At 48.8% G+C, this 13,399-nt stretch carries 7 protein-coding genes; all 7 read left to right on the top strand.

The features are described 5' to 3' along the window. The first annotated feature begins 82 nt into the window (after positions 1 to 82). The 7 genes from AACQ93_RS18930 to AACQ93_RS18900 all read left to right on the top strand — a co-directional run bounded on the left by AACQ93_RS18930 (position 83) and on the right by AACQ93_RS18900 (position 13,364). On the top strand, positions 83 to 2,836 hold the full coding sequence (locus AACQ93_RS18930) for a cation-transporting P-type ATPase (protein WP_064607760.1): 2,754 nt from the start codon (positions 83 to 85) through the stop codon (positions 2,834 to 2,836). A 370-nt stretch (positions 2,837 to 3,206) separates the two neighbouring features. After that, positions 3,207 to 6,857 carry a DUF4132 domain-containing protein gene (locus AACQ93_RS18925; RefSeq protein ID WP_064607758.1) on the top strand — a complete coding sequence of 1,217 codons (3,651 nt, stop codon included), beginning with the start codon at positions 3,207 to 3,209 and terminating at the stop codon, positions 6,855 to 6,857. 106 nt (positions 6,858 to 6,963) lie between these two features. Next, positions 6,964 to 8,055, top strand: a complete 1,092-nt coding sequence (locus AACQ93_RS18920; RefSeq protein WP_064607756.1) for an ATP-binding protein — start codon at positions 6,964 to 6,966, stop codon at positions 8,053 to 8,055. Beyond that, positions 8,042 to 10,381: a DUF5682 family protein gene (locus tag AACQ93_RS18915; protein WP_064607754.1), complete on the top strand. Its 2,340-nt coding sequence runs from the start codon at positions 8,042 to 8,044 to the stop codon at positions 10,379 to 10,381. The genes AACQ93_RS18920 and AACQ93_RS18915 overlap by 14 nt, the downstream gene beginning before the upstream one ends. Next, positions 10,374 to 11,474 (top strand): VWA domain-containing protein, encoded by a 1,101-nt coding sequence (locus AACQ93_RS18910; RefSeq protein WP_064607752.1) that lies wholly within the window; start codon positions 10,374 to 10,376, stop codon positions 11,472 to 11,474. Before AACQ93_RS18915 ends, AACQ93_RS18910 begins: the two co-directional genes overlap by 8 nt. Beyond that, positions 11,471 to 13,096 carry a hypothetical protein gene (locus AACQ93_RS18905; protein ID WP_157097607.1) on the top strand — a complete coding sequence of 542 codons (1,626 nt, stop codon included), beginning with the start codon at positions 11,471 to 11,473 and terminating at the stop codon, positions 13,094 to 13,096. Before AACQ93_RS18910 ends, AACQ93_RS18905 begins: the two co-directional genes overlap by 4 nt. After that, positions 13,083 to 13,364 (top strand): hypothetical protein, encoded by a 282-nt coding sequence (locus AACQ93_RS18900; RefSeq protein WP_064607748.1) that lies wholly within the window; start codon positions 13,083 to 13,085, stop codon positions 13,362 to 13,364. The genes AACQ93_RS18905 and AACQ93_RS18900 overlap by 14 nt, the downstream gene beginning before the upstream one ends. Positions 13,365 to 13,399 lie beyond the last annotated feature (35 nt).

Genomic DNA, 13,399 nt, shown 5'->3' with positions numbered 1-13,399 from the left:
TTCCATCCTGATTATTTTATGCTGTGTGCTTAACTTAGTTTTAGTTCTTAAGGGGTTAGATGTTGGATTAAGGAGAACATGGATGAAAGACGGCCACCACCAGCAGTCAACCTCTTCGTTTCCGCCATGGCATGCTGAAACGCCAGAGCATATAACTGAAAACTTAAAATCATCATTTGAAGGCCTGAGCGAACCACAAGCTCAGGAGAGGCTGAATCGTGATGGCCCGAATAAACTCCCTGAGGCTAAACGGCGAAGTCCCTTAGTTCGCTTCCTTTACCAATTCCATAATGTTCTGGTTTATGTACTGCTTATTGCTTGTTTTACCACAGCTATTCTCGGTCATTGGCTTGATGCCGGAGTAATCCTTGGCGTCGTTCTGGTTAATGCTGTTATCGGTTTCATTCAGGAAGGCAAAGCTGAAGATGCACTCAAAGCAATACGGCAAATGCTGTCACCTAATGCGTTAGTGATCAGAAATAACCGCCAAATGACAATTCCCGCGGAAGAACTGGTCTGCGGCGATGTTGTTATGCTCCAATCCGGAGATAAAGTACCGGCTGATCTCCGACTGTTTAAAGTCAAAAGTTTCCAGATCAACGAAGCAGTACTGACAGGGGAATCTGTCACTGTGGAAAAGCACACAGATACAGTCAAATCAGATGCGATTCTTGGTGATCGTTTCTGCATGGCGTTTTCCGGCACCTTAGTTACTCATGGTCAGGCAAGCGGCATTGTCGTTGCTACCGCCTCTGATACTGAAATTGGCAGAATCAGCACTCTGGTCTCAGAAATCGAGCATGAAACCACACCGCTGTTAATTCAAATGAGTCGCTTTGCCCGCTGGCTGACCGCATGGATCCTTGCCATCGCACTGGCAACTTTCGCTATCGGAGTCTTTCTTCGTGATTATTCAGCCACTCAAATGTTCCTCGCAGCTGTCAGTATTGCGGTTGCCGCCATTCCAGAAGGCTTACCAGCCATTATGACCATCACACTGGCTATTGGTGTACAGCGCATGGCACGCCGTAATGCCATTATCCGCCGTCTGCCAGCGGTTGAGACGCTGGGCTCTGTCAGTGTTATCTGTACCGATAAAACCGGCACCATCACCCGCAATGAAATGACTGCACGTTCCATTGTCACAACAAATACTCTCTACACGCTCACCGGTACCGGATATGACCCTCATGGTGTTGTTATGGTTGGAGAGCAAACCGTTCCAGCCGACGAACAACCTTTGCTAACTGAAATAATACGCGCTGCCGTTTTGTGTAACGACGCCTCACTAGAGCAAAACAGCCATGGCTGGTGCGTGCATGGCGATCCAATGGAGGGAGCGCTTCTGGTTGCCGGATTGAAAACCGGACAGGAGCAGGACACAGAAACTAAGCAATACCCTCGGGATGATCTAATCCCGTTCGAGTCAGAACACCGATTTATGGCAACCCTGCACCACAGTCATAATCACGATCACAGCAAAGATAGCTTTATCTTCGTCAAAGGTGCCCCTGAACGGGTACTGGAAATGTGTGAACAGCAAAAAAACGACTCCTCACTTGAGCAAGTAGATCACCAGTTCTGGCAACAACAAATCGAGCAATTAGCCTCGCAGGGACAGCGTGTACTGGCTGTTGCCTACAAACTGGCACGTAAAGGCCAGAAAGAACTGAGGTTTGCTGATGTCGAGGAAGATTTCATCATGCTGGGTTTGTTCGGGTTGATTGACCCGCCAAGGGAAGAAGCCATAAGAGCAGTCAATAAGTGCAAGCAAGCAGGGATCAGAGTCAAAATGATCACCGGGGATCATGCGATGACAGCAAAAGCAATCGCCCAACGATTAAAATTACTAAATCCTGATGATGTCCTGACCGGACAACAACTTCAGCACCTCACAGACCAACAACTTCAGAACGAAGTCGATAACGTTGATGTTTATGCCAGAGTCAGTCCTGAGCATAAAGTCCGCCTGATTAACGCTCTCAAGCAAAAAAGAGCTATCGTTGCTATGACCGGTGACGGCGTTAACGATGCCCCGGCACTAAGGCGCTGTGATGTTGGCACAGCCATGGGCAAAAATGGGACGGAAGCGGCAAAAGAAGCTGCAGAAATGGTACTTGCCGATGATAACTTTGCCTCCATTGCCTATGCCGTCGAAGAAGGACGGACGGTATACGACAACCTGAAAAAAGCGATTTTGTTTATCCTACCGACCAGCGGCGGCGTTTCACTTTGTATCATTGCGGCTGTCGCCTACGGCTTTCACCAGCTCCCGCTGACCCCAGTGCAAATTCTCTGGATCAATATGATTACTACCGTCACCCTTGCCCTGTCACTTGGTTTTGAGCCTCCGGAGAGCGAGGTTATGAAACGTCCGCCACGTGATGCTGATGAACCTATGCTTGATACCCTGCTGACCTGGCGGATTATCTTTGTATCATTCATTCTTATGTGCGGAACATTAGGTATTTTTCTTTGGGAGACAGGGAACGGACAAAGCGTGGATTACGCAAGAACTGCTGCCGTGAATACTCTGGTGATGTTTGAAATCTTCTACCTATTTAATTCGCGCTATATCACCGGCTCTGTTTTTTCATGGGAAGGATTCACCGGTAATCGCTTTATTCTTCTGGCTATCGCTGTACTGATTGTTTTTCAGCTAGGCTTTACTTATCTGCTGCCTTTCCAGCTTCTGTTTTCAACGACAGCAATTGATGCAAACACTTGGTTTAACATTACTTTGATCGCCTCATCAGTGCTGTTTCTGGTGGAACTGGAAAAATATCTGGTTCGCCGTTTTCACCCTAACCGAACCAAACCGACAGACAACATTTAATACAGAGCAAACAATATGCTCCTAAACCACAGTAATAGTCATGAACTGAAGCCTGTGGCTTAGGAATTACGAGCAAACACCTACTACATCTGATTAAAAATTATCAGAAAATAAAATCATCACTTAAATATTAATAAAACCACATAACTGACGCTAATTAATATAAATTGCAATTGAAAAAGCACTCAGTCATATAACGCTTACAGCATAAGTTATCGACGAACATCTCACAAAACTATAGCAAGATGCATTTTTCAACTGCTGATTATTGATTCAGAATCAAGTAGCCATTAACTTGTGGAATCCTATTGAGAGTTTACGTACCACTACGTAAATATCTTGTTAAGTATAATGACAATGGAATTTAATAATGAAAATCAGTGATCTCATTACAGAGATAAAACAGAGTTACTATATTTCGGATAAAATCGCGGATGACATTAGTGAATTTGTATTCAATCAAGAACAGTCCGCAATATATTCTGGCTCTAAAGATCATTTCGCTGGTTTTTACATTAGAAATATCATCCGTGAGTTAAAGTCTGTCGACGACGATGCGCTTTATATCCAGCGTTTTCTAGCCGCACTTCTAAGCTCAGCATCAAATTTTGACTGGCTAGAAGCAGTAGATATTGATGAGTTAATAGCATTCTATCCAGATTTTTATACGTTGCTAGGTAACAACACAGAAGAAATTCTCGACAAAGTATTCACTCTTGATGAATGGGATGACATCAAAAAAGCCTTCTTCAAACTATCAAAAATCAGCTTCCCAGAACAGGAAGTGAGTGACTTTCTCCAACATGACAAGCACAAATCGGAAGGTTTCTATAACTACTCGCACCACCTTTACCTAAAGCTATACCTTCAACCAAAGATGAGGGAAGCCTATGATAAAAAAGACTGTGCTGAGTTTGATGCCATTTTCCGCGAGTACTTTATCGCTTGTCTTCAGGATCACAACAAAAAAATCCACAACCGTCGCGATAAGTTCAATGGCGCCTTGTACCGCACCGCATTGCCGCAGGAAGCCTTTGACCGCTTCGTAGCGCTTTTTGACGGTACAGGAAACTGGGAAACGGATCTCGAGTTCGTTGCCTCTCAACTAGCGACAGACAAAGATCGCTATTCATCCAGCGAAAAAGAAGAATTCACCCTTCTCCACGATGAAGAATTCAAGGAGTTGATTCATTTCATCCTTGATTTGGATCTATTCCATCGATTTGGCAATTCCAAATACGTATATAACTTCTCGAAAATTATCCTCGGACTGGATATCGAAACATGGATTGATCAATTACGTTTCTTCTCTTCCTACCACTACTGTGCATTCAAAAATGCAAATACATTAATGGAAGAACTGGACGATGCCATAAAGTTGTACCCTGCTCTCCAGACAAGCTTCATCCAGTACCTGATGAATTATATTAGTCAACACTATCACTGTTGCCTGAGAAATTACGAAACCCCCAAAGCAGAACACTTCACCAACAATCCACACCTGCAACTGCTGAAATTATTATGTGAACGATTCGACGCTACCAATATTTGGGATTGGTATTACAACGACAACCCAACCAAGCCAGAATACGAAATTATCCATGGGCTATTAGCTCAAATTTCAGATGCGCCAGAATTGGCAGAACGCAAGAACCTTTTCGACCAAGCCTTGCTGCGTAAATGCATTCCTTGTATCACTAAAAAAGAGCAAGACAATGACGTCCTGCTACATTTCATCCTTACAGGGGAAAATGCAGATAGCGTTGCAAAAGTCGCACTCGATAACAGCAACATTGAATACCTATCTTGGCTCTCCCAACCTTATTTTGAGCGCTTAGCGACAGTCTTCTTTAATGGCAAAAACAACAAACTGGTTGTCGACTTTGTTGATAATGCCGCCAACCAATACCAGTCAAACCCTCTTCGCCAGCTGAGCGATGTTGCAATCAAGTACCCGCACTGTGAAGCGAGTTACATGAAGGGGCTGATTGGCTACACTCAAAACATTAACAAGCAATGTAAACTCGATATTGATAGCAAAGTTTGCTATTACGAAGGGATCTACTACCCGGAGATAATGTCGAAAACTGAATTAGCCTACTTGCAGCAACATAATATTCCTTGTGTCAAACACATTGCTGCCGGCTCGGCATCCGTCAAGGCTCTGCTGCTGATCTGCCTGAAAGGCACCATTACCGATCACGATCAGGCATTACTGCTCATCGACATGCTCAAAGAAAAGCAAAAGGGCCTGAATGCCAATTTGCAAGCCTGTATTAGTTCACTGCCGGACGCACTAAAACAAGCCGTACTATCAACCATCGCAGAACAGTTGGAAGATTTCAGCGGCCAGAAGGAAATCAATGCGGTTGAGTGTCTGTGCCAAGCCTCCCTTAGCGAAGAAACCGCCCTTGACCTGCTGAATAAAGTCAGCGAGACCCAGTCTCGTACCCTGCTAATCCAGCATGGTAATATCAACTTTGTCCATCTCTACAAAACCGCCGATGGTAGTTTTGATTTGGCAGCTTACCTTGCCGAAAGCTATCAAGCACCGAAAAAACTGCCTGTCAGCGAGGAGATCCTTAATCTCATCGAAACCAAGGACGGCAGCAACGGTTACGAAGCGGCCATTCAGCTACTGCAGGTTTACCAGCATCATGAAGCCTTCGTGCCAAGTTCAGAAGGCGAAGCAATTCTGTCACAAATCACCGAAGACTCGCTCGATACCTTCATGTGCCACCTGATCAGCCAATACGCGGATAGCATCACAGCCAAGAACCGTTGGTTGCTGACAATCCCGACCCTTCACGCCAGCGTCAACACCGTCAAACTGCTAATGCCGCTTATTGAGCGCTGGGCGAATGGCTCGAAACACCAGTTGGCAGCCCATCTCATCAAACAGATGGGTGGCAGCGGACTAACTCAGGTCTACATGGGGCTGGATCGTCTGAGCCGCAATACCAAGAAACAGAGTGTAAAAGAAGCGATCCAAGAAGCCTTTGCCATCGGCGCCAGCCAAAAAGGCATTACTAAAGGTGAACTGGGTGATAGCTTGGTCGACAACATCGGCTTTGTCGACAATACCATTCCGTTATCATACTGCGGTCAGGACTTTGCTCTGATCCTCAACAAGGAGCTGAAGTTCTCTATCCGCAAACCAGACGGGAAAATTGTCAAATCCCTTCCGAAGCCGAAAGTCGATGACGATGCGCAAGCCGCGGCGGCAGTCAGCAAGCACTTCACCGATCTGAAGAAGATGCTCAAGGATATGGTGACACTGCAAACCCACCGCCTGGAAGACGCCTTTGTCGTATGGCGCCAATGGCAATACGACAAATGGGCAGAGCTGTTCCTTGCCAACCCTGTCATGAATAAGCTCGCCAGCCAGCTTGTATGGGGGATCTACGAACAAAATACGCTGACACAAACCTTCACCGTCAACCCGGCTGTTATTACCGTAGATGACGAAGCACTAGATATCGCTCCGAACAGCCATATCGGCCTGGTTCATCCAAGTGAGCTGACAGCGGAACAACTGGCCGAGTGGCTAGATTACTTCGCTGACTGGGAAATTTCGGTACTGTTCGATCAGCTATCACGCCCGATGCTGACTCTGACACCAACCGAAAAAGATCCGCTGGCCTATGTCACGAACCTGACTTTCCGCAAGTCGCCATCTACTGTGATCAACCGCCTGCGCAAAAAAGGCTGGGCTATTGGCTCAGTACGCGATGCCGGCAGCTTCGATGAGCTGTACAAGGAAATCGACGAAGGCGAACTGGGTATCGAAATCACCTTCGACGAAGCAGTATGGCACGGCGGTTATGGCTATGAATCAGACGAGAGTGACATCGCCATTGACAAGATTGAATTCTACCAAACCGGAGCCCTGCCTCGCGGCAGCTACTGCTATGCAGAACTCGATGAGCCTGAATACAAAAAGCTCAAAAAAGATATCGAGCAACTGCCACTGCGACTGGTACAGGAACTGGTTCGCGAAGCCGTCAAAGGGTATCAATAATCGATTCCACCCCGTTTATGGCATCGCTCCCGCGGCCTGAAACGGGAACTTTTTAATTAACAGCCAAAGCGATTTCCGCTTTGCCTGTATTGCATAGAGCAATATCATGAACGTACAGCGCCTGCCCGCAGAGCAGCAATACCAGAACCAACTTAACGCCCTTCGCGAAGCCGATACTTTTGCCAAACCCGCAGGCTGGCAGTTAAGCCCGAAAATGGTTCGCACCTTCATTCTTGGCAGTGAACAGTCGATTGCGGGCCAAGCCATTACCCGCAAGATCTACGGTAACGATAGTGCCGTCGAACGCGCCATTGTTACCCTGCTGGGACAGCAAGGCCTGTTACTGGTCGGCGAACCCGGTACGGCCAAATCCTTGCTTTCTGAGTTACTGACAGCAGCAATCTGCGGTAACAGCACCCTCACGGTACAAGGCAGTGCCGGCTTGTTTGAGGAAAATATCCGCTACAGCTGGAACTATGCCGCCCTGTTAAAATCAGGGCCGACGCTTGATGCCATGGTACCGGGTCCGCTCTACCAAGCGATGAAGAACGGAGCCATCATGCGCTTCGAAGAACTCACCCGCTGCCCGACTGAAGTGCAGGACAGCCTGATCCCGGTTCTTTCTGACCGTATTTTGCATATTCCCGAAATCCAGCATGAGCAGAACTACCTGCTGTCGCAACCGGGATTCAACATCATCGCCACAGCCAACCTCAATGACCGCGGTGTAAACCAAATTTCCTCTGCCCTCAAGCGCCGTTTCAACTTCGAGACACTAAAACCGCTGGCACAGCGCAAGGACCGTATTGAACTGGTACTAAGCCAAGTCAACGACAGGCTGCAATATGACGACATCGGTCTGCGCCTGGATCAAGATACCGCGACCCTGTTGGTGACCGTGTTCGACGAACTCAAAGCTGGCACGGTTGCCGGTATCGCCATTGAGTCGCCATCAACCTTGTTGTCTGTGCCGGAGGCTATCAATCTCGCCTACCATGCCGCAATGCAATGTCATTACTTCGGTGAACAAGCCATCACCCCAGCTCACCTTGCCACCTACCTGCAAGGTGCCGTGATCAAAGACAACCACAAAGACGAAGCCTGCCTGCATGATTATCTGCGTGTAATCAAACGCAAGCGTAGCAATGATCCGCTGTGGTGTTCATTCCTCGAAGGCAGCCAAGATGCCGGACGCTAACAAAATGGCTTTGGAGGCACTCAACGGCAACCCCAGCCTGATCTGGGCACCGGTTCGTCACCATAGTCCAATCTGTAGCTGGCAGTTGCTTCGACTGATCAAACGGCACAAGCCCGATGTGATTTTGATTGAAACCCCTGCCGATGCGCAGTCGCTAATCGCCTACTTGCAATCCAGCGAGACAAAACCGCCCGTGGCCGCGTACATGTACAGCATCGCCAAAGACACCCAAGCTCGACGTGGTTTTATCCCGTTCGCCCCAATGTCACCCGAATGGAATGCCCTGCAAGCAGGGAAACTACACAACATACCCTGCCAGTTTATCGATCTACCATATACCCACTGGCCTATACAGTTGGGTGAAGACGAAGACGAGGAAATTTCAAACACAGATCCGCTGCTCTACGATAGCGAAGCTACTTTCAGCCAAACCTATATCGAGGCATTGCTTGCCCAAAGTCGTTGTGAGTCATTTGACCAATGGTGGGACCGCTACTTTGAGCATCAATACTCTGCTTCAGCTGAATCCTTCTTCGAACAAATGCAGTTGTTTGGCAGCCAGATGCGTCAGCACCAAACCGATGCCGAGCCACATACCCTGCTGCGCGAACAGTACATGGCAAGCCGTATCGCGCCATGCCTCGCCGCCGGACAAAAAGTTCTGGTCGTATGTGGCGCATTCCACTGTCAGGGAATTTGGCATTTCCTCCAGCAGGAACAACCTCTTAATCTTGAGCCAGAACGCGACCAGCGATCCGGCTGCCACCTAGTCCCTTATCCGCTGTCACGGCTAAGTCACCGCCATTATGGAGCCAGCCTCAGCCACAGTGGTTACTATGCGCACTGGTGGAAAAAGCTGAAAACGGCTCCACTCAAAAAGCTCGGGACTCTAACCCGTCATGTTCACACTGAACTGGCCACTGAACTAATGAGCTTCCTTACCAGCAAAGGCCACAACGTTGCCATGCCGCAATGCGTAGACTTGGTTGTGGCCGCTGAACAACTGGCACAGCTGCGTGATATTGCCCCGGGACGAAGCGAATTCATCGAAGCTGCGCAACTGACTTTTATCAAAGAAACCCAACACGCATTCCATGCCTGGATTGATGAGTTCTTTACTGAGTCAAAAGCAGGAAGCCTTGCCAAAAATTTACCAACTGCGCCGATTGTCATCGATTTTCGTGAACGCAGTAGCCAATTGAAGCTACCTTCACAGCTGATCGACGGTGAAACCCGCAAGGAACTAGCTATCTACCGACAGGCCAACCACCTTCGGCAATCACATTTTTTGCACCAGTTGGCGTTCCTGAGTGTTCCCTACGCGACACAATTGGGTGGCCCTAATTTCGCTGACCAATCTGAATTACAGCGGGTACGGGAACAATGGTTAATCCGATTCAGCCCGGAAACCGAAAGTGCTCTTGTCGAACAGAGTCACCTTGGTAGCACGATAGAAGAAGTGATCCACAATACCCTCCGCCAGCGACTTAACCGCAGCGATATAACAAGCTACCAGAGCGTCACGTTACTGCTCGCGGCCCTGCAAATGGGCATGCCAAACTGGTTATCGCCGTTACTTACACTGGTCAAACGCCAAATCGACAGCGAAACGGATCTGACACAACTCTATCCCTCACTGTCATTACTTTTCCAGTGCCTGTCGGGCAACCGGCTGCTTGCTCACAGCCACCAGCATGAGTTTGAGCAGGTAATACAGCACAGTTTCGTTCGGCTCTGTGCCCGCCTGCCAAGACTGGTCGATCCGCGCCATGAAAAAGAACTATTACCGCTTCTGGCTGAGCTTCTGAAGCTGACGCAACAACGTGCCGATATTTGCCAACCGAGCTACCTGCAAGATGCATTAATCGCTATCCCAGCCAGCCAGTACACCCACGCCCTTCATGGTGCTTGTGCAGCCATCGCAACAGTACTATCCCAAGCAGATAACAGTCCGATTCTGGGCGACGCTCTGCAAACCGTCATCGAACAGTGCCACCGAGAGCCAGATGCTTTGGGTGATTTTTGCTATGGTATCGCCATCGCAGCTGACTATTTGCTATACCAGCAAGCCAACCTGAAACAACAATTAGATCAATTTCTAACCTCGTGCGACGAAACGCTATTCCTGCAAGTTCTGCCAGCCATGCGACGGGGATTCCTGCAACTCAATTACGATGCTTTTGCGAAAATTAGTGAACTTTGCCAGCAAAATCCCGTTCAGATCGCATCTGAAAGACAACCCGACGCCTGTGACATTGCATTGATGCAACAAATCAGACAGCACGCACTACAAGGTTTAGAGTTTTGGGGGATCGACTATGAATAATCACGAACTTTCCCGCCGCTGGCGTCTGATCCTCGGTAACCGATTTCCACAGACACTCGGCGAAGACGACATGCGCAGAGATGAATGTCTGGATGAGCTTTATGACAGGGAGTATCAGGCAAGGGTGCCATGGCACCACATCGGCGGAAGACACTCCGGCTCGCCCTGCCCGGTCGATTGGCTGCACAAAGTGCGCCGAGCCTTCCCGAAAGCAACGGCCGATATCTTGCAGCGTCACGGATTAGACCATTACGGTTTGACTGAATTGCTGATGGACGAAGAACTACTGCGTCAACAAAAGCCGGATATGGCACTGCTACAAACCTTACTGGCCTTCAAGGACAAACTACCAGAAAGCCTGTCGCCAGAGATCGAGCGTATTATCAGCACTGTATGTGAAGAGCTTGAACAAGTGTTATCACAGCCGGTTCGCAGCATGTTCAGCCGCCAACGGATCCCGCTGACACAGGCTCGTCCCATGCCCTATACCGACTGGCAACGCACGATAACGCGCAATTTGAAGCATTACCAGCCGGAAGACGACACGTTTATTCTGGAAAGACCATTTTTCTACCAGACTCAACACAACCAGATTCCGTGGGATATCTATCTGGTGATAGATCAGAGCGGGTCAATGCTCAGCGCCCTGATCCACGCTTCAGTAATTGCTGCGATATTCTGCCGCTTGCCGATGCTCAACATCCGGCTCTACCTCTTCGATACCCGGGTTGTCGATTTTACCGAACAGGCCGATTCACCACTCAATGTCCTGCTAAACGTGCAGATGGGTGGCGGAACAGACATCGGTAGTGCACTTGCCTTTACCCACAGCCAAATCGAGCACCCGCAACGTTCTATCGTTGTCCTTGTCAGCGACTTTGCCGAAGGCGGATCGCCACAGCCACTCTATCAAACTGTCGACAAGATGCAGCAAGATGGCATTACCCTCCTCGGCCTGACAGCATTGGATCAACAGGGCAATGCCCAGTACAACAACCATGTAACCGAACATTTGCTCGTGAAAGGTATGCCCATCGCATCAATGACACCGGAAAATTTGAGTCAATGGATTGCCGAGGTGATAAAAAAATGACGCTGCTAGCCTGGACCCAACAAATTACCGATGAATTCCTACTGACCTGGACCAACCGAGGCCTGCTCCGCCGTGCTAAAAAGCAAGCGACCAATGCAGATATCACTCAATGGCAGATCGAAGAAAATACAATTAGCGGCCACATTGATAGTTTTCAGATCACTCTGGCAACACCCGAACTGACTGCCTTACAATGCGATTGCGGAGCCCTTGAGCCTTGCAGCCATAAAATAGCCTTTATACTTGCTCTGCAATCCCTGCCTGCATCGCAACCCGCAGCAAGCCCCGTAGCATTCGAAATAGCCCCATGGCTTGTCGAAAACTATGCAGAGCTGGAAGCTATTTTTGGCAAGACCAAAAGCCAGAAAGCACTGACAAGCTGGCATAAAGGCGCAACCATAAAACTGAGTACTCATCCCGATCACGCACTGATCGACTGCCAGATTGGCAAAAAAACCTATCAAGTATATTTGCCCGCCCAAGTTGACTGGAGCCGCCTCGTTTGCTCCTGTCAGGAAACTCGTTGCCAACACCAAGCCTTGGCAATAATAGGACTATCGGTGCTGGAATCACGTTTCACCTTGCCTTCTGAGCAACAACAAACACAATTAAAAGAGCCTCAGCAAGAGAAAATTAAGGAGGTCGAACACTGGCTCAACCAAATACTGGGCTATGGACTGAAGAACGTCTTACCGATCCAGCTAACGCAAGGAGAGAGCTTCGTTACCGAACTGGGTCAGCACGACCTACCGAAAATCGCCACCTTGCTGGAAAAACTGCTGCGAACCCTTGATGGTGTGACCAAACGGCATCTCACCGCAACGGCTGATATTGCCCTTGAACAAATTGGACAGTTGCTGCTTTATCTGCGAGCAATTCAGGCCGCACCAAGCCAGCTCCCCCTTTACCAACTGGCAGGTCGACACAAAAGGCAATATACCCCTGTCACCTTACAGGATGTCATGGCTGTCAGCGCTGAATACTGGCATAACGAAGACGATGCCAGAGGCTACCGTTTCTACCTGTATGAACGACAAGCCGCTCGCTGGTACTGCATTAGTGAAGGTCGCAAAGCCCATATGGATCGCAGTTGGGACCACCGTGCCGCACTCAAGGGACAACGGATGATCACGGCAGACAATCAGACAGTTTCCCTACCTGAACTGACCTTGCAAAGTGTCGATTTTAAGGGCCAAGTGAGCGATAACCAGTCGTTGAAAATAGACCGCCTGCTTTCAACCCCGCAAACTATCAGTTGGGACAATTTGGTGAACGACCCGTCCTTGTCGGTCCATGCACAGTGGCAACGACTGGGAAACCAGTACAGTCAGCCTTTTTTCGACCCACTGACCGATGCATTAGGCTGGATGCTCACTGACAGCGATATGACAATAACTTGGCACTCACACCAAGCATACGGCAGCTGCACCGTAGAGACCCTATGCGGTCAAACGCTCGCCGTGACCCTTGGCACAAATAGCCAAAGGAACGCAGGATACAAGGGCCCCAAACTCTTATTCGGGCGTTGGGCGCCCAGCGTATCAGCGGTGGGATTCCATGTATTGGATATATTCACTGCAACGAACTTCAATACAAAGGCAAAAAGCCATGCACAACCATAATCTCAGCACCTTTTTCAGCCAGTGGCACCAAATCGCCCAAATTATTTGCCTGCAGGGAACCGACAACCTGACACCATCAATCCGCACCCAGCTAAAACGCTGGCAGCGGGATGCTGAACTATTGGGTCTTGTCGAAGTTCTTCCCCTTAGCCAACAGCTAACCGCTGACGCAAACAATAATACCGACTCGGCACAAGCCTTCGCCCAACTGCTGGTCCTGATGCAGGCCATGGAACGCTCAGCCATCAGTTGGCAGCTCTCTCAATAGCTAATCCATTTTTGAGCAATACGAAAAAAGGAGCG

The sequence above is a fragment of the Photobacterium sp. J15 genome (assembly GCF_963870815.1).
GTDB classification, from domain to species: domain Bacteria; phylum Pseudomonadota; class Gammaproteobacteria; order Enterobacterales; family Vibrionaceae; genus Photobacterium; species Photobacterium marinum.
This window is presented reverse-complemented; position numbering and strand designations above follow the sequence as displayed.